Here is an 18,152-nt window from a genome sequence, read left to right as displayed (position 1 = left end):
GGTCACAGTGGCGCCTCCCGGCAGACGAGCCTCAGCGAGCCCGCAGCGGGACAATCGGGTGCAGGGACCGAGTAGGCAGGTGCGGTACATCCGGAGGCACCGTGCAGGGACGCGTACCGGAGGACCTGGCGGTCGTCGTCGACGCCGGCGGGGTGATCATGGTGTGGAGCGACGGTGCCCGCCGCCTGCTCGGACACGAACCCGCCGAACTCGTGGGCAGGCCCGTCACCGACCTGCTCACCAGCGACCTCCCCGCATCCACGCGGCGGCACGTGGCCGAGGGCCGGCCGTGGTCCGGCGAGGTGGCGCTGCGGCACCGGGACGGCAACCGGGTCGTGGTCCGGCTGCGGGGAACGCCGTTGCGGGACGCGGAGGGACGGCGGCTCTGGCTCGTGACCGGCAGCGTGCCGGCGTACCCGCGGGCCGCGCACGGGCCCCTGCCCCTGTGGGACCTCACGCTCGCCCAGCTCCCCGTGCCGGTGGCGGTCTACGACCGGGATGCCCGGCTGGTCGGCGCCAACGACATCATGACGGAGGTGATGGGCAGGTCCGAGGAGGAGATGAAGGGCCTGACCCTCTGGGAGATCGAGCCGAACCCGCCCTTCGACACCTATGACCGCCTTCAGCGGGAGGTCCTGCGCACCGGCGAGATGATCTTCCACGAGGAGCACGCCAAGGCCCCGGGCGAGACCCGGCCGCACGCCTGGTCCATGTTCCTGTCACCGCTGAAGGACGAGACCGGCACGGTCCAGGGCATGTCGGCCACCGTGTTCGACACCACGGAGCAGTCCTGGGCCCGACGGCGGCTGGCGGTGATCAACGAGGCGAGTCTGCGGATCGGGAGCACCCTGGACGTGACCCGGACGGCCGAGGAGATGGCGGAGGTGGCCGTCACCGCGGGGTTCGCGGACTTCGTCACCGTGGATCTGCTGGAGTCCGTGGCCCGGGGCGACGAGCCGGGGCCGCTGCCGCCGGACACGCCGGTCATGCTGTGCCGCAGCGCGCAGCGGTCGGTGCTGGAAGGCTGCCCGGAGTCGGTGGTGGCGCCGGGCGGTGTGATCCGCTACCCGGTGGGGACGCTTCCGCTGCGGACCCTCGCCGCCGAGCGGGGCGCCCGGCACCAGCCGGGGGACCCCGATCTCATGGAGTGGCTCGAGTCCTCCCCCGCCCGCGCCGAGACCGTGTCCAGGTACCTGATCCACTCGGTGATGATGGTGCCGCTGCGCGCCCGGGGCGTGACCCTGGGCATGGTGCACTTCCTGCGCCACCGGAACCCTGACGCGTTCAGCGAGGACGACCTGCTGCTCGCGGAGGACATCGTCGCCCGGGCCGCTGTGAGCGTGGACAACGCCCGCCGCTTCACGCGGGAACGCCGCACGGCGCTGGCGCTGCAGCGCAGCCTGCTGCCCGAGCGGCTTCCGGAGCTGGCGGCGGTGGACATCGCCTACCGCTATCTGCCGACCGGGTCCGGTGCGGACATCGGAGGCGACTGGTTCGACGTGATCCCGCTGTCCGGCACCCGCGTCGCTCTGGTGGTGGGCGACGTGGTCGGCCACGGCATCCACGCGTCGGCCACGATGGGCCGCCTGCGGACCGCGGTACGCACGCTCGCCGATGTCGATCTCGCCCCCGACGAGCTGCTCACCCAGCTGGACGACCTCGTCATCCGGCTCGACCGGGAGGAGGGCCCGCAGGCGCGCGGGGCGGAGGAGACGCCGGGGCAGGTCGGCGCCACCTGCCTGTACGCCGTGTACGACCCGGTGTCCCGCGGCTGCACCATGGCCCGCGCCGGGCATCCGCCGCCCGCGCTGGTCACGCCCGACGGTGGTGTGCGGTTCCTGGACCTGCCGGCCGGGCCGCCGCTGGGCCTGGGCGGCCTGCCGTTCGAGGCCTCCGAGATCCAGCTGGAGGAGAACAGCCTGCTCGCCCTCTACACCGACGGCCTGCTCGAGGCGCCCGGGCATGACATCGGCGTCGGTACCGCCCTGCTGAGAGAGGCACTGAGCAGCCCCATGGGCGAGTTGGAGGAGACCTGCGAGCAGGTGCTGCGCACGCTGCTGACCGGCCGGCCCGACGACGACGTCGTGCTGATGCTGGCGCGGACGACCATGCTCGACGCCGGGAAGGTCCGCACCTGGCAGCTGCCGCCGGACCCCGTGGCCGTGGCCCGGGCGCGCAGGATGGCGGGTGAGCAGCTGGCCGAATGGGGGCTCACGGAGGCGGAGTTCGCTACGGAACTCATCGTCAGCGAACTGGTCACCAACGCGCTGCGGTACGGCGGCGCCCCCATCGAGCTGCGGCTGATCCGCGACGCGACCCTCATCTGCGAGGTGTCCGACGGCAGCAGCACCGCGCCGCATCTACGCCGGGCCCGGGTCTTCGACGAGGGCGGGCGGGGACTGCTGCTCGTCGCCCAGCTCGCCGAGCGGTGGGGCAGCCGCCAGACGGCCACGGGCAAGACCATCTGGGCGGAACAGCCCCTGCCCGCCGGGGTGTGAACCGGGCTACCGCGTGTCGACGATGCCGCCGGTCACCGCGATGACCTCGCCGACGGTGTAACTGGAGTCGGCGTCGGAGGCGAGGTAGACGTACGTCGGCGCGATCTCCTCGGGCTGGGCCGCGCGTTCCAGCGGCGCCTCGCTGCCGATGTGGGCGAGCCCGTCCGGCGGCATGTGCGGATCCGCTTCGTTGAGAGGCGTCCAGGTCGGGCCCGGAGCGACCACGTTGGCGCGCACCCCCCGCTTGGCCAGGTGCACGGCGACGGACTTCGTCAGCGTGATCAGCGCGGCCTTGGACGCCGCGTAGTCGATCATCGTGGTGCTGCCCTTGAGGGCCTCCTCGGTCGCGGTGGCGATGACCGCGTCGCCCGGCTCCAGATGCGGCAGGGCGGCCATGAGCAGGTGGAAGTACGCGTAGACGTTCGTCTTGAACGTCAGGTCGAAGTCGTCAGCCGTCAACTGCTCCAGTTCCAGTTTGCTGTTGAGGTAGGCCGCGTTGCTCACCAGGATGTTCAGGCCCCCGAGTTCCGCCACCGTCCGTTCGACGGCCGCTCGGCAGAACTCCGGGTCGGTGAGGTCGCCGGGCAGCAGCAGACAGCGCCTGCCCTGCTCCTCCACCTCCCCGCGCACGCGCTCGGCGTCCACCTGCTCCTCGGGCAGGTGGACGACGGCGACGTCGGCACCCTCGCGCGCGTACAGCAGGGCGACGGCCCGGCCGATGCCGGAGTCGCCGCCTGTGATCAGCGCGGTCTTCCCCTCCAGCTTCCCGCTCGCCCGGTACCGGCTCGCCCGGTAGCGCGGCTTGCTGCGCATCTCGGCCTCCCGGCCGGGCCGCTGCTGCTTGTCGGAGTCGTAGGGCGGGTCCGGCTCGGACACGACCTGGGGTGCGGACTTTTCCTGCTCGGGCTGCACAACTTCCCCTTTGCCGGTGTCGTCCACGGCGTGGCTCGGCTCACCGGCCACGCCGTCCTTGCCCGCCCCGCGTTCCCACCACGGCGGCAGGCATGCCCCTTGCCGTCCGGAACGGGGCGCGGTGTCCGGAGCGGCATGCCGGCAGACACGAGGGGTACTCCGACGATCTTGCAAGACGGCCTTCGGGCCGTACGCCGTCGGAAGGAGAGCCGTGTCTGACGAGACGGTGAAGAACGTCTTCGTGATCGGGCTCGACGAGGCCAACCTGCCCACACTTCAGCAGGTCCCGGGAGCCGAGCAGCTGCGTTTTCACCCGCTGCTGACGATCGAGGAGCTCCAGGTCGGCGAGGTGGACCTGCCCACGCTGCTCGACAAGGCCCAGGGCGTGCTCGACGCGTTCGACGGCAGCATCGACGCGATCGTGGGCTACTGGGACTTCCCGGTCAGCACCCTCGTCCCGATGCTGAGCGAGCGTTACGGCACCCGCAGCACCAGCCTGGAATCGGTGGTCAAGTGCGAGCACAAGTACTGGAGCCGGCTGGAGCAGCAGAAGGTCACCGACCGGCACCCGCGCTTCGGCCAGGTCGACCTGTCGGCCGAGCCGCCGCGCCCGCCGGAGGACGTGACCTTCCCGATGTGGCTCAAGCCCGCCCTCTCGTACTCCTCGGAGCTCGCCTTCGGAGTCGATGACGAGGAGGAGTTCCACAAGGCCGTCTCCGAGATCCGCGACGGCATATCCCGCATCGGCCGCCCCTTCGAGCACATCCTCGAACGCATCGACCTGCCGCCGGAGATGAACGGCGTGGGCGGCCGGGTGTGCCTGGCGGAGGAGTCGATGTCCGGCGTCCAGGTGGCCGTCGAGGGCTACGTCCACCAGGGCGAGGTGACGGTCTACGGGGTCCTGGACTCCATCCAGTACCCGGACTCCCCCTGCTTCCTGCGCCACCAGTACCCCTCGACGCTGCCGCCGCCGGTCATCGCGCAGCTGCACGACGTCAGCGAGCGCGTGATGCGGCAGATCGGCATGGACTCGGCCACCTTCAGCATCGAGTACTTCTACGACCCGCGGACCCAGGAGATCAACCTGCTGGAGATCAACCCGCGGCACTCCCAGTCGCACGCGGAGCTGTTCCAGTACGTGGACGGCGTGCCCAACCACCACTGCATGGTCCGTCTCGCCCTCGGCGAGGACCCGCACATGCCGCACCGCGAGGGCGAGTACGCCATGGCCGCGAAGTGGTACCACCGCTGGTTCACCGACGGTGTGGTGCGCCGGGTGCCGGGCCCCGAGGAGATCGCCCGCATCGAGCGGGAGACCCCGGGCGTGCGCATCGAGGTGATCCCCGAGCAGGGCGACAGGCTCTCGGAGCTGCCCGGACAGGACAGCTACAGCTACGAGCTGGCGCACATCTACACCGGCGGGGCCGACGAGGCGGAGCTGCGGGAGAAGTTCGACCACTGCGTGGCCGCCCTGGGTCTGGCCTTCGAGGACGCCCCGGCCGAGACCGACGCCGCGCGAAAGTGAGGAGCACGTCACTTCCATGCGTTACGTGACCAACCTGCCGTACGAGACGAAGGAAGAAGAGCACGTCACGATCCCGATGTCCGACGGGGTCCGGCTCTCCGCCCACATCTGGCGCCCCACCTCCTCCGATCAGGAGCCGGTGCCGGCGGTGCTGGAGTACATCCCGTACCGCAAGCGCGATCTGACGGCCGTACGGGACTCGATCCACCACCCCTACCTCGCCGGGCACGGCTATGCCTGTGTCCGCGTCGACCTGCGCGGCACCGGTGACTCGGAGGGTGTGCTGCGCGACGAGTACCTGGAACGGGAGCAGGCCGACGCCGAGGAGGTCCTGGCCTGGCTGGCGGAGCAGCCCTGGTGCGACGGCGGCACCGGCATGATGGGCATCTCCTGGGGCGCGTTCGCGGCGCTGCAGGTGGCGGCCCGCCGGCCGCCGAGCCTGAAGGCCATCGCCATCGCGTCCTTCACGGACGACCGGCACTCCGACGACATGCACTACATGGGCGGCGCCCTGCTGTCGGACAACCTGGCCGAGGCGGGCACCATGTTCGCCTACGGCACCTGCCCGCCCGACCCGGCCGTGGTCGGCGAGCGCTGGCGCGAGATGTGGCACGAGCGGCTGGAGAACACCGAGCCCTGGGTGCTGGAGTGGCTGCGGCACCAGCGCCGCGACGACTACTGGCGGCACGCCTCGGTGTGCGAGGACTACACCAGCGTGCAGTGTCCGGTCCTGGCCTCCAGCGGCTGGGCGGACGGCTACTCCAACGCCGTGACCCGGCTGCTCGGCAACCTGGACGTGCCCCGCAAGGGCCTGATCGGCCCCTGGTCGCACAAGTTCCCCCACCTCGGGGAGCCCGGCCCCGCGATCGGCTACCTCCAGGAGCTCGTGCGGTGGTGGGACCACTGGCTCAAGGGCGCCGACAACGGCGTCATGGACGGGCCGATGCTCCAGGCATGGATGCAGGACAGCGTGCCGCCCTCCACCTCGTACGAGGAGCGGCCGGGCCGCTGGGTGGGCGAGCCGGACTGGCCGTCCCCGCACATCCGGCCCGTCACGCACCCGCTCACCCGGCACACGATCGGGCCCGCGCGGGACGCGACCGCGGAGGCGCCGGAGGGCGGTGCGGCGATGACCGTGCGCTCCCCGTTGTCCGTCGGCCAGTTCGCGGGCAAGTGGGCCTCCTACAACGCTCCCCCGGACCTGCCCTACGACCAGCGGGAGGAGGACGGCGGCTCCCTCGTGTTCGACACCGAGCCGTTGACCGAGCCGCTGGAGATCCTCGGCTCGCCGAGCGTGGAACTCGACCTGTCGGTCAGCGAGCCGGTCGCCATGGTGGCCGCGCGGCTGTCCGACGTGAGCCCCGACGGCTCCGCGACGCGTGTCTCGTACGGCATCCTGAACCTGACCCGCCGTGACAGCACGGAGTCGCCGGAGCCCTTGGAGCCGGGGCGGCGCTACCGGGCGACCATCCCGCTGAACGGTGTGGCGCAGGCGTTCCCGCCCGGCCACCGCATCCGGCTGTCCCTGTCGACGTCCTACTGGCCGCTGGCCTGGCCGGCACCGAAGCCGGCCCTGCTCAGCGTCCACGAGCACTCCAGCACGCTCACTCTGCCGGTGCGGCCGGTGGAGGAGCCCGACGAGGTGCCGTCGTCGCCCTTCGGTGAGCCCGAGGGCACTCCCCCGCTCGCCATGACCCAGGTGACGCCCCCGGAGGAGCGCTGGGACGTCAAGCGGGACCTGATCGGCTACCACTCCGAGCTGGACATCGTGAAGGACCGGGGCACGGTCCGCTTCGAGGACATCGGCCTGGAGTCCGGCCGCCGCGCCCACGAGCGCTACACGGCGGTCGCCGACGACTTCACCTCGGTCGGCGGCGAGACCACGTGGACCATGCGGTTCGGGCGGGACGACTGGGACGTACGGGTGGTCACCCACACCCGGCTCACGTGCGACGAGACGGACTTCTTCGTCGACGCGACCCTCGACGCGTACGAGTCCGACCGCCGGGTCTTCTCCCGCACCTGGAACGAGAAGGTCCCCCGCGACCTGCTGTAGTCGGCGTCACCGCAGCAAGGTGGCGCACCAGCGGAAGTGCCCGTCGTGCGGGCCCGCGCCGAAGAGGTCGTACGTGATGAGGGCGTAGGCCTTCCGGTAGAGGATCAGGTCCTGTTCGGCATGGCCCAGTTCCCGGGCGAAGAGACGGGTCAGCTCGGCGGTGTGGTGGGCGGCGTGAGGTCCGTACATGTCCCAGACGGCGGCCGTGACCGCGGCCTCGAAGGCGGGGTCGCCGGCGGTGGTGCAGAATCCGAAGTCGAGGACGGCGACCGGGCGCCCGGCCTCGTCCATGTGGATGTTGGGCGGCACCAGGTCGCCGTGGATGACGCTGTCGGCCCGGCCGGGCAGCGCCCGCAGCTCGGCGGCCGTGCGGGACACGACGTCCGCAAGTCCGGGCACGTGCGCGGTGAGGGCGTCGTGGTTCCGGCCGGCGGCCCGTTCCACGAGGGCGGCGAGCGCGTCGGGGAAGCGGGAGTGGCCCTGCCAGAGCGGCCGGTCGTCCCCCTGGATCACCAGGCGCCGCATGGCCTCGCTTCCCGGGACGGAGGCCAGTGCGCGCAGGACGGTGAGCAGGGCGTCGCTCTCCCGGCGGGGCAGGTCACGGGCGGGCGGCTCGCCGCCGTCGTGGTCCGAGCGCAACGGGCGTCCCCCGAGCTCGCGTTCGTAGCTGACGAGCACCCCGTCGTGCTCCTCGACGTCGAGGATCTCCGGAGTGCCGAAGGGCAGGGGATGCGCTGCGATGTCGGCGTACAGCCGTCGGGTCAGGCCGAAGTCCTCGGGAGGGCGCCCGTCCCACACCTTGGCCACGATCCCGTCCCGGAGCCGGTAGACGGTCCCTTCCATGCCGGCGGCGAGCCGCCGTGCACGGGGATACCCACGTCGGTCGAAGTACCGGACCCAGCGGTCGGACCGGTGCGTGTCGGTTTCGGTCACGACCGGCATTCAACCAGCGCCCCCGGTAGGGTCCCCGCGCCGGTCCGCAGGCCGTCGCTGCCTCTCCCGCCTCATGGTCCTGGCCGGTGCGGCGGCGGATACTGGAGGACTCGCGACAAGGACCGGTTCCCGACCCACGCCGCCGCAAGGAGGACCACATGTCCGTGCGCACAGGACGCGTCGAACTCACCCCCGCCGCCGAAGAACTGCTGCGGCGGCTGACCGGGACGCACGGGCCGGTGATGTTCCACCAGTCCGGCGGCTGCTGCGACGGCAGCGCCCCGATGTGCTACCCGCGGGGCGAGTTCCGCGTGGGCGCCTCGGACGTCCTGCTGGGGCACGTGGCCGGGGACACGCCGTTCTGGATGAGCGCGGACCAGTTCACGTACTGGTCGCACACCCATCTCACCGTGGACGTGGTCCCCGGCCGCGGCAGCGGCTTCTCGCTGGAGGCCCCGGAGGGCGTCCGCTTCCTGCTGCGCTCCCGCCTCCTCACCGACGGGGAGCTGCGCCGCCTCGCATCGGAACCGCCCCTGCCGAACGGGGCGGACCACACCGCTTGAGCCCTTCCGCACGGACCGGCCGTCCGCGTCTGCCGCCCGATCCCCGGGGCAGCGCCTAGGGTGGCCCCATGTACACGTCCCGGGTCTCCGGCCACGTCGACGCTCCTCGTCCCGCCGTCTACCGGGCGCTGGTGAGCGCGGAGGCGATCGCACGCTGGCGGGTGCCGACCGGCATGAGCGGCGAGGTGCACGAGTTCGACGCCCGTGAGGGCGGCAGGTTCCGTGTCTCGCTCACCTACGAAGCACCGGACGCCTCGGGGAAGTCGGCCGCGCACACCGACACGTACCACGGCCACTTCGCGCGGCTGGTGCCGGACGAGCAGGTGGTGGAGGTGCTGGAGTTCGAGACCACCGACCCCGCGCTGGGCGGAACCATGACGCTGACGACCACGCTCACCGACGCGAAGGGCGGCGGCACCGATGTGCTGATGGTGCACGAGGGCATTCCCGACGCCGTGCCCGCCGCGGACAACGAGACGGGCACGCGCACGGCCCTGGCGAACCTGGCCCGGCTCGTGGAGGGTGACGGCTCCTTCTGAGCGGCGGGAGCACCCGGAGTCGGCGCACACCGACGGCGGCGCCCGCCCGAGCCCTCGTCGAGGGAGGGCGCCGAGGCGGCGGCCGTACGCGGGCCGGCCGGCTGTCACGGCCGGGTGTGGACCGAGGGTCGAGCAGAGGTGCACTTCGGCGGTGGCCGGGCGGGAAGTCCCGCACCAGCGGACCCACCGCCCCCATCTGGACGCCCTCACAGAGCCTCCCCTAGGGTGCTGCGGCAAGCGCTTTCTAGCCTGCTCATGCCAATCCCCTGTGCGCAGCCCCGCCGACGGCCGGACGAGGAACCGTCGCGGGGCCGGCGCGGAAAGGCAGTACCCAGTGCCGCAGAGACCTTCGCTCCCGTCCGTCACCCGCAAGTCCTTCTTACGAGGCATGGCCGCCGCAGGCGCCGCTCCCATGCTTCCCGTCGTCACCGCCGAGGCCGCCTCCGCGGCCCGCCGCCCGGACTTCCCCCTGCTCCAGGACGGCACTGCCGTGGACGTGTTCGTGGACACGGCGGACGACCACGCCGTCATCCGCGCGGCCGGCGACCTCCAGGCGGACGTGGAGCGCGTCGGCGGCGTACGGCCGAGGCTCCTGCACACCGTGCCGCCGCGTGCCGAACTCCTGATCCTGGTGGGGACGATCGGCGCGAGCCCCGTGATCGACGGGCTCATCGGGCGGGGACGCCTGGACGTGTCCCGGGTGAAGGGCCGCTGGGAGGCGTCCGTCACCCAGGTCGTCGACCGCCCGCTGCCCGGCGTGGGACGTGCCCTGGTCATCGCCGGAAGCGACCGCCGCGGCACGGTCTACGGCGTCTACGACACCTCGGAACGCATCGGCGTGTCGCCCTGGTACTGGTGGGCCGACGTCCCCGTGGTCCGGCGCGACACGGTGACGGTCCCTGCGGGCCCCTTCGTCCGCCGGGAACCCGCCGTCCGCTACCGGGGCGTCTTCATCAACGACGAGCAGAACCTCACCACCTGGTCGCACCGCACCCAGGAGCCGGACAAGAACATCGGCCCGAGAACCTACGAGCGGGTCTTCGAGCTGCTGCTCCGCCTCAAGGCCAACTACCTCTGGCCCGCGATGCACCCCTACTCCGACTTCTTCAACAAACACCGCGAGAACCCCGAACTGGCCGACCGCTACGGCATCGTGGTGGGCTCCAGCCACCCCGAAGCCATGCTGCGCAACGGCGTCCACGAATGGCAGCCCTGGGCCGAGGAACACCGGGACGAAGACGGCACGCTCCCCCTCTACGACTACACGGTCAACCCCTCCGTCATCTCCGACTACTGGCGGGCGCGGGCCCGCCAGAACGCCGCCTACGAGAGCAGCTGGACCATCGGCATGCGGGGCCTGCACGACTCCGCGCTCGAGACGAAGCACGCCACCACCGTCCCGGAGAAGGTCGTGGTGATGAACGACATCATCGCCGACCAGCGCCGCATCCTGGCCGAGGAGGTGGGACCGGCGGCCGAGCCGCAGATCTTCATTCCTTACAAGGAGGTTCTGGAGCTGTACAACGCGGGCGTCCAGGTCCCCGAGGACGTGACACTGATCTGGCCGGACGACAACCACGGCAACATGCGCCAGCTCCCGAACGAGGCCGAGCGCCGACGCCCCGGCGGCAACGGCATCTACTACCACCTCTCCTACTGGGGGCGCCCGCGGAGCTATCTATGGCTGGACACCACCCAGTTGAGCAAGGTGTGGCAGGAGCTGCGCCGGGTCCACGAGCATCAGGTGGACCGCATGTGGATCTTCAACGTCGGTGACATCAAGTCGATCGAGACGGGACTCTCCTTCTGCCTGGACATGGCCTGGGACGTGGACCGCTGGGGTCCCGGCGACGTCGAGGACTTCCTCGTGGAGTGGGCGGGCCGCCAGTTCGGCCGGCGGTACGGCTCGGAGATCGCCGCCCTTCGCACGGAGTACTACCGCCTGGCGGCGGAGCGACGCCCGGAGTTCATCGACCGGGCGGTCTTCTCGACGGTGCATCACGGCGACGAGGCGGGCCGCCGCATGACGGCCTACGAGGACCTGCTGGAACGCGCGCGCCGACTCGGCGCGAAGTTGCCCGAGGCCTGTCGGGACGCCTACTACGAGCTGGTCGAATACCCGGTCCACGGCGCGTACTTGATGAACCTGAAGTACTACTGGGCGGACCGCAACGCGCTCGCCGTCCGCCAGGGCCGCGGGGCGGGCACCAACCGTTTCGCGGACCTGGCCGACGCGGCCCACGCCGAGGAGCAGGCGATCACCCGGCGCTACAACACCGAGATCGCGGGCGGGAAGTGGGACGGCATCGTCAACCCCTACCCCTCGGAGATCCCGAAGGCGCCGGGCCGCCCGGCCGTGACCCGGCTCCCCCGCCAGGAGACGTCGGGCCTGGGCCTGGCCTCCGAGGGCAACGAGACGGGCACCGACCGCCCGCTGTCCTTCTCCTCATACACCCGGGACCGCCGCTTCGTGGACGTCTTCAACACCGGCTTCCTGCCGTTGGAATGGCGGGCCGAGCCGAGCGCCCCATGGGTCCGGCTGAGCACGACCGGCGGCGAACTCACCGACCAGATCAGGGTGTGGGCCGAGATCGACTGGGCGCGGACGCCGGAGGGCACCCACCGTCCGACGCTCACCTTCACCGGTGCCGGCCGGAGCATCCAGGTGCCACTGCTGGTGGTCAACGACGGGGAACGGGCGCACCGGCGCGCCCGAGGCTTCGTCGAGGCCCACGGTTATGTGTCGATCGACGCCGCGCACTTCGACCGCGAGGTGCCGCGCGGCGGGGCGCGATGGCGGACCGTACGGGGGCTGGGCCGCCGCACGGCCGCCGTCGAGGCGGTCCCGACGACGGCACCGCCGATCACCGAGAACCTCACCTCCCGGTCGCCGGAGCTGCGTTACCGGGTCCGCTTCTCCACGGCCGGTTCGTTCCCGGTGACGGTCTTCCGCCTGCCCTCCCTCGACGAACGCGGCGAGCGGCGCGTCGCGGTCGCCCTCGACGACCGGCCCCCGACCGTCCTGTCGGGCCAGGCGATCGCCACCGGCAACCGGGGCGACGCCTGGGCCCGCAATGTGGAGGAGGGAATCGAGAAGCTGACGACCCGGCTGACGGTGTCCGCGCCCGGTGAGCACGTGCTGAGGGTGTTCATGGTGGATCCGGGGATCGCCGTGGACCAGATCGTGATCGACACGGGTGGGGTGGGGGGTGGATATCTGGCGCCGCCGGAGAGTCACCGCGGATAGTCCACCGGCCGAGCGGTACGGGCGGAGCCACCTTCAGGCTCCGCCGATCCGGGAGCTGTGCATTTCGCATCGAAGGTTCGGCGAGGGAAAGGCGAGGGAAAAGGGGCCACTCAAGACGCTCAAGTGACAGGCGAGAAGCATCAGCCGTGCTGACATGCATCGACAATGATTCGCCCAGCGCTTCCCCGTGCACCCGTGCGCCCCCTCGGAGAAAGGGTTCACCAGGTCGGCGGGCAGCCTTGACTGGGCAGTACATGGTGCAAGTACCAGGTCGGTGAAACTTCACCGACTTATCTGGTCGACTGAGGCAGGTGGTTCTCGATGAGCGGCCTCGTTCCCGAAGCCGAGCGCACATGGACGGTCGGTACTGCTCCAGGCATATTCCCATTCATCAGTCACGGTATCGCCTTGGCCCGTCGGCCGCTGGCGTTTCTGAATTCTTTGCCCGCACACGGTGATCTCGTCGAGTTGCGGCTGGGCCCTCAGCGCGCCTGGATGGTGTGCCACCCGGAGTTGGTCCACCAGGTCCTCATGGACCCGGGCACCTTCGACAAGGGCGGCCCGCTTTACGACAGGCTCGGAAAGCTGATGGGCGACGGGCTCGTCACGTGCCGCCAGGACACACACCGGCGCAAACGCAGGCTGCTGCAACCCGACTTCCGCCCGTCACGTATCGCCCGGTACACGGACCTGATCGTCGACGAGGCCGAGGCGGCGTGCCAGGACTGGCGGGCGGGTCGGGAAGTCCCCGTCAGCGCGGCCATGATGGCACTGACGACCCGCGCCATCAGTCGCGTCCTCCTCTCCGACTCACTCGACGCGACCACGACGGCGGAGGTGCGGGACTGTCTGACCGTCATCGTCCGCGGCCTGTTCGTCCGCACGATCGTGCCGGTCGACGGGCTCTTCCGTATCCCGACGCCCGCGAACCGCCGTTATCGGCGGGCGGTCGAGCGCATGCACGCGATCATCGCCACGGCCATCGCCGGGCGCGGCGGGAGCGCTCCCCGCGACGACGTCCTGGGAACGCTGCTGTCGGCTGGACGCGAGGACGGCACGCCGTCCTCGACGGCGCAGGAGGTGCACGACCACTTGGTCACACTGCTGCTCACGGGGGTCGAGGCGCCCGCGCTGTGCCTCACCGACGCCTTCGGTCTGCTGGCCCGCCATCCGGAGGCCGAGGGCCGGCTGCACGCGGAGGTCGATGCCGTGCTAGACGGACGAGCGCGCCCCGGCCCCGATGATCTGCCGCGACTCGTCTACACCCGGAGCGTGATCTCCGAGACACTGCGGCACACCTCGCCCGGCTGGCTCTTCACCCGGATCACCACCGCGGAGACGGAGTTGGCCGGCCGCCGGCTGCCCCGGGGCGCCACCGTGCTGTACAGCCCCTACCTCCTGCACCACTCCCCTGGCACGTTCCCCGACCCGGAGCGTTTCCTCCCCGAGCGCTGGCTGCCGGGCCGGGCCACCGCCGAGCAGCGCCGCGCGACCATGCCGTTCTCCGCGGGCAGCCGCAAGTGTCTCGGGGACGCGTTCTCCATGGCGGAGACCACTCTGGCGCTCGCGACCATCGCCGGCCGCTGGCGTCTGCACCATCTCCCGGGCCGCGACGAGCGCCAGCGCCCGGCGATCACTCTCGGACAGCGATCGCTCGTGATGTCCTGCGAGCCACGCTCCCGCAGGTCCCGTCCCGCACATGCGGACATCGTGGAAGTGCCGGGTTCACCAAGGGCAGGTGGCGACAATGCCGATCACGCATGAGGAGATCACCGTCGGCGATCGGGACGAGGACGCGGCGTCCAATCTGGTGGAGCTGATCGACACCCATCTGCACATGCCCTTTCCGTTTCGGCGCAACGACCACGAGGCCGAGGCGGCGGCAGGCGTCGACGCCTGGCTCGCCGAGTACGGGCTGACCGCCGAGCCCGAGGTGGCGACGATGATCGCCCGCACGCGCCCCGCGGAGCTCGCGTCCTTCAACGGCCCGGCCATGGACTCCGGCCTGCTCCGGATCGCGGCCAATCAGATCGCCTACCAGTTCGTCTTCGACGACCAGGCGGAGGAGGTCGGCCGGGAGGCACCGGCCCGGCTGCTGCCGATGCTCTGCGAAAGCGTCGGGATCCTGCGCGACGGTCAGGCGCCCACCACGCCCCTCGGCGCCGCACTGGCCGATCTCCACGAGCAGGTGCGGGAACGCTGCACCCCCGCGCAGGCGGCGCGCTGGGCGGCCAGGAGCCGTGAGTACGTCCACGGCCTGCTGTACGAGGCCGTGGCACAGGCACACCCCCTTCCGCCCCGGACCGGCCTGTGCAGTTCCATACGGTCGCTGACCGCGGGCGTCGAACCGTTCTTCCCACTGTGCGAGGCCGCGCAGCCCTGCGAGCTCACGCAGGAGGAACTCGACCATCCCGTGATGCGGCGCCTCAGCCGACTGTCGGCCGATGCGGCGGTCTGGATACCCGACCTCTTCTCCGCGGTGAAGGAACGACGCACGGGCGGGATGATCAATCTGGCACTCGCCTACGAACGCGCGCACCGCTGTTCGCTGCCCGCGGCGGTGCTGCTCGCCATCCGGCAGATCAACGGCACGATCGTCGAGGTCGAGAAGCTCTACGCGGACATCGAACCGGCACTGAGCCCAGCGGGTGCCGGCTACGTGGACGGCATGATCGGCTGGATCCGCGGCTGCTACTACTGGTCTCGTACGGTGCCGCGCTATGCGGACGCGGCGGTCGCACCTGTTCCGGCATGAGAGCCCCGGCCGACGATCCCCGGGAGAAATGACCGAGGGACATTACCCGAAGGGAGGAAGCTCCGAACCGCCCCCTGACACGATTCATCCTTTCCAGTTGCACTGACCATCAAATCAGTCCAATCCCGCACCCACATGGGCATACGCTCGTCGCGTCTCTCCGATGGCCGACGACAGGAAGCGGTGCGGCACATGGAGCAGGAGTTTCGGCAACCGACCTCCGCAAACCGGCCGTTGCTGGAGCGGCGACGCGAACTGCGCGCACTGGAAGCCGCCTTGGCGGAGCTTCGCTACGCCGTCGACGGGGTTCCGCGAGCTCGGAGCAGCGGGCTCCTCGCCTTCACCGGCTCTGCCGGACTGGGCAAGACAGCCCTCGTCAACCAGGCCCGTGCCCGGGCCGCGGCGCACGGTTTCACCGTGTTCTCGGGCCGGGGCGGCGAGAAGGACCAGCAGCTGGCGTTCCACGTGGTGCGCCAGCTCGTCCAGCCGTCACTGGCGAGGATGGACTCGGACAAGCTCCGCAGCGCTCTGGGCAGCTGGTACGACATCGTCTCGGCGGCGCTCGGCCTCGAGGCGAAGGGCGCCGCCCGGACTCCGGACCCGCTCTGCGTACGCGAGGGTCTCGACTGGGTCATGACCCGCCTGGTCGTCAGGAAGGCACCCGTCGTCCTGCTCCTGGACGACCTGCACTGGGCCGACACCGAGTCCCTCGGATGGCTCGCCTCCTTCGCCCCGAGAGCCGAGGACCTCCCCCTGCTGGTCGTGGCCGCCTACCGGCCCGACGAACTCCCGCCCGAGGGCGACGCGTTCCGGACGCTCGCAAGCCGGCACGGCAGGCGTCCGTTCGCCTTAGACCGGCTCAGCGCGGACAGCGTCACCCGGATCATCAGGAACGAGCTCGGGAAGGACGCCGAGGACAGGTTCTGCAAGGAGTGCTGGGAGGTCACCGGCGGGAGCCCCTTCGAAGCGGTGGAACTCGCCATCCGGCTCGGCGATCACCAGCTCAAGGGCACCGAGCGGGACCTGCCCGCCATGCGCGAGTTCGCCGCGACGGTGAAGGGGCCCGGGCTCTACGAGCGGCTCCAGCGACTCGACACGAAGACGGTCCGTTTCGCTCAGACCGCGGCCGTCCTGGGCTCACCCTTCGCACCGCAACTCGCCGCGTCCATCGCGGTGCTCGGCGAGGAGGACGCGGCGGAGGCGACCGCGAATCTGCGCGCCGCCCGCATCCTGGCCGACGGGCAGGGTCCGAAGGGCGAGCTGGAATTCGTCCACCCGTTGATCGCCACGTCCATCTACCGTCACATCCGCTCCGGTTTCCGGGTCCTCCTGCACAACCTCGCCGCGGAGTCGCTGCGAGCCGCACGCCCCACCGCGGCCGCGCGACACCTGCTGGAAGTGCCGTGCGAGGGCAAGCCCGACGCCGTGGCATGTCTGCGCGAGGCCGCTCGCGAGAGTCTCCGAGCCGGGGCCACCGATACCGCGCGAAGGCTGCTGACCCGAGCGCTGCGAGAGCCGCCCCTGCCCGAGGACCGGGCCGCGATCCTGTACGAACTGGCCTGCTGCACTTTCCTGATCGAGCCGACCACCACCGTGCGCCACCTCCGGGAGGCCTTGACGGAGCCGGACATCGACCCCGATCTGCACGCGTCGATCGTCTACACGCTGACTCAGGCACTGGCTCACACCGACCAGCTGGCGGAGGCCGCGACGGTGGCCGCCGAGGAGGCACGGAAGGCCGCCGACCCGCGCGTGAAACTCCGCATGCAGGCGGATCACTTCGTGTGGAGCATGGTCCGCACCGACGAGGTGGACTCACCCGCCCGCTCCCGCACGCTGACCCGGCTGGCCGGACAACTGCCCGGTCGCAGCCTGGAGGAGCGCTGCATCATGGGCCTGCGGGCCTGGGACTCCATGAAACGCGGCGAACCACGGGAGACCTCGCTCACCTACGCCGAGAAGGCTCTGGACGGCGGGATGAGCTGGACCGACGACAACCGGGGCTTCGAGGTGCCCGTGTCGGTCGCCATGGTGTTCATGTACGGCGACCAGCCGCGGCGTGCGGAGGAGCTGTTCAACAAGGGCATCGCCGAGTGTGTGAGCAAGGGCTGGCGGGGGTCCCACCTGGCCCTGGGGCAGACCCTGGCCGGTTACATCCGCTACCGCCGTGGCTGTCTCGCCGAAGCCGAGGACCTGGTCCGGGAAGGGCTGCGTATCGCCGAGAAGGTGGACGGGGCGGTGCCCGCCCAGTGGTTCGCCGTCGGCGTGCTCATCCAGACACTGCTGGCCCGCGGGCGGATCACCGAGGCGCGTCAGCTCGCCGACGAGTTCGCGTACGGCGCCGTGACTCCGAACGCCGTCATCTATCCCGACCCCCGGACCGTGTACGCGGAACTGCTCCTGGCCGAGGGACGGCAAGCGGACGCGATCGCGCTGCTCACCGCCGTCGGGGCCTGGCTGGACAAGCGGGCCTGGCGCAACCCCGCCTGGTGCTCATGGCAGCTCGGCCTCGCGTCCGCACTGGCCCCCACGGCCCCCGACGAGGCGATCCGCCACGCCCAGGAGGCCGTGAAGCGCGCCCGCGACTTCGGCGCCGCCTCCGTCATCGGGCAGTCGCTGCACACCCTCGCCGAGGTCACCGGTGGACCGGCCGCACTCGACCTCTACGACCAGGCCGTCGACCACCTGGAACGCTCCCCGGCCGCCTACGAGCTGGCCCGTGCCCTGGTCGGTCACGGGGCCGCGCTGTCACGTAACGGCCGGTTGCAGAAGGCCGCCGACCGGCTCTACCAAGGGCTTGAAGGGGCGGTGCACTGCGGTGCCGAGGCCCTGGCAGCGCGGGCGAGGGAGGAGCTGTCCGCGGCGGGCATGCGCCCGCTCCCCCTCCGCTACGCCCAGACCGACATGCTCACGGCCCAGGAACGCAAGGCCGCCGAGATGACCGCCCAGGGCCACCCGGCATCGGTGGTCGCGAAGCAGCTCCGCATCACCGAGCAGGGGGTGCGACAGCAGATGTCCTCCGTCTACCGCAAGCTCGGTACGGACGCGGCCGGTCTCGTGGCGGCTCTGGAGGCCTGCCCCAGCCTGGAGCGGTGACGGCGCCACGCCTCCTGGCCGCGACGGG

The 18,152-nt window shown here is 71.1% G+C and carries 11 protein-coding genes; 9 read left to right on the top strand and 2 right to left on the bottom strand.

Translation table 11 applies throughout. The features are described 5' to 3' along the window. The first annotated feature begins 101 nt into the window (after positions 1-101). The gene (locus tag ACFY5B_RS26475) at positions 102-2,498 is read left to right on the top strand and encodes a SpoIIE family protein phosphatase (protein WP_389973376.1); all 2,397 of its coding nucleotides are present in this window, start codon (positions 102-104) and stop codon (positions 2,496-2,498) included. Between the two features lie 6 nt (positions 2,499-2,504). Here ACFY5B_RS26475 and ACFY5B_RS26470 read toward each other — a convergent pair whose 3' ends face one another. Next, positions 2,505-3,410, bottom strand: coding sequence for an SDR family oxidoreductase (locus ACFY5B_RS26470; RefSeq protein WP_389973468.1), 906 nt, complete (start codon positions 3,408-3,410; stop codon positions 2,505-2,507). A gap of 211 nt (positions 3,411-3,621) precedes the next feature. Here ACFY5B_RS26470 and ACFY5B_RS26465 point away from each other — a divergent pair, with 211 nt between their 5' ends. Both ACFY5B_RS26465 and ACFY5B_RS26460 read left to right on the top strand, forming a co-directional pair. Next, a complete protein-coding gene (locus ACFY5B_RS26465; protein ID WP_389973373.1) occupies positions 3,622-4,935 on the top strand; it encodes an acetyl-CoA carboxylase biotin carboxylase subunit family protein in 1,314 nt (437 codons plus the stop codon). Between the two features lie 16 nt (positions 4,936-4,951). Next, the gene (locus ACFY5B_RS26460) at positions 4,952-6,991 is read left to right on the top strand and encodes a CocE/NonD family hydrolase (protein WP_389973370.1); all 2,040 of its coding nucleotides are present in this window, start codon (positions 4,952-4,954) and stop codon (positions 6,989-6,991) included. A gap of 6 nt (positions 6,992-6,997) precedes the next feature. Here the strand turns inward: ACFY5B_RS26460 and ACFY5B_RS26455 are convergent, their stop codons facing one another. Next, on the bottom strand, positions 6,998-7,924 hold the full coding sequence (locus ACFY5B_RS26455) for a phosphotransferase family protein (protein WP_389973367.1): 927 nt from the start codon (positions 7,922-7,924) through the stop codon (positions 6,998-7,000). A gap of 158 nt (positions 7,925-8,082) precedes the next feature. On the opposite strand from ACFY5B_RS26455, the gene ACFY5B_RS26450 reads away from it, so the two are divergent. The 6 genes from ACFY5B_RS26450 to ACFY5B_RS26425 all read left to right on the top strand — a co-directional run bounded on the left by ACFY5B_RS26450 (position 8,083) and on the right by ACFY5B_RS26425 (position 18,124). Beyond that, positions 8,083-8,487, top strand: a complete 405-nt coding sequence (locus ACFY5B_RS26450; RefSeq protein ID WP_389973364.1) for a DUF779 domain-containing protein — start codon at positions 8,083-8,085, stop codon at positions 8,485-8,487. A gap of 68 nt (positions 8,488-8,555) precedes the next feature. Then, positions 8,556-9,026 (top strand): SRPBCC domain-containing protein, encoded by a 471-nt coding sequence (locus ACFY5B_RS26445; protein ID WP_389973361.1) that lies wholly within the window; start codon positions 8,556-8,558, stop codon positions 9,024-9,026. 388 nt (positions 9,027-9,414) lie between these two features. Next, positions 9,415-12,273, top strand: a complete 2,859-nt coding sequence (locus ACFY5B_RS26440; protein ID WP_389973358.1) for a glycosyl hydrolase 115 family protein — start codon at positions 9,415-9,417, stop codon at positions 12,271-12,273. A gap of 441 nt (positions 12,274-12,714) precedes the next feature. Then, positions 12,715-14,037 carry a cytochrome P450 gene (locus ACFY5B_RS26435; protein ID WP_389973355.1) on the top strand — a complete coding sequence of 441 codons (1,323 nt, stop codon included), beginning with the start codon at positions 12,715-12,717 and terminating at the stop codon, positions 14,035-14,037. Further along, positions 14,021-15,028: a (-)-alpha-amorphene synthase gene (locus ACFY5B_RS26430; RefSeq protein ID WP_389973352.1), complete on the top strand. Its 1,008-nt coding sequence runs from the start codon at positions 14,021-14,023 to the stop codon at positions 15,026-15,028. The genes ACFY5B_RS26435 and ACFY5B_RS26430 overlap by 17 nt, the downstream gene beginning before the upstream one ends. Positions 15,029-15,220: 192 nt before the next feature. Beyond that, positions 15,221-18,124 (top strand): ATP-binding protein, encoded by a 2,904-nt coding sequence (locus ACFY5B_RS26425; RefSeq protein ID WP_389973349.1) that lies wholly within the window; start codon positions 15,221-15,223, stop codon positions 18,122-18,124. The last annotated feature ends 28 nt before the right edge of the window (positions 18,125-18,152 follow it).

Origin of the sequence: Streptomyces sp. NPDC013187 (assembly GCF_042899705.1) — a bacterium.
Lineage (GTDB): Bacteria > Actinomycetota > Actinomycetes > Streptomycetales > Streptomycetaceae > Streptomyces > Streptomyces hawaiiensis_A.
This window is presented reverse-complemented; position numbering and strand designations above follow the sequence as displayed.

Coding starts and splice junctions, on each gene's coding strand:
- ACFY5B_RS26460 (WP_389973370.1), top strand. CDS start 4,952: ATGCGTTACGTGACCAACCTGCCGTACGAGACGAAGGAAGAAGAGCAC.
- ACFY5B_RS26450 (WP_389973364.1), top strand. CDS start 8,083: ATGTCCGTGCGCACAGGACGCGTCGAACTCACCCCCGCCGCCGAAGAA.
- ACFY5B_RS26445 (WP_389973361.1), top strand. CDS start 8,556: ATGTACACGTCCCGGGTCTCCGGCCACGTCGACGCTCCTCGTCCCGCC.
- ACFY5B_RS26440 (WP_389973358.1), top strand. CDS start 9,415: ATGGCCGCCGCAGGCGCCGCTCCCATGCTTCCCGTCGTCACCGCCGAG.
- ACFY5B_RS26430 (WP_389973352.1), top strand. CDS start 14,021: ATGCCGATCACGCATGAGGAGATCACCGTCGGCGATCGGGACGAGGAC.
- ACFY5B_RS26425 (WP_389973349.1), top strand. CDS start 15,221: ATGGAGCAGGAGTTTCGGCAACCGACCTCCGCAAACCGGCCGTTGCTG.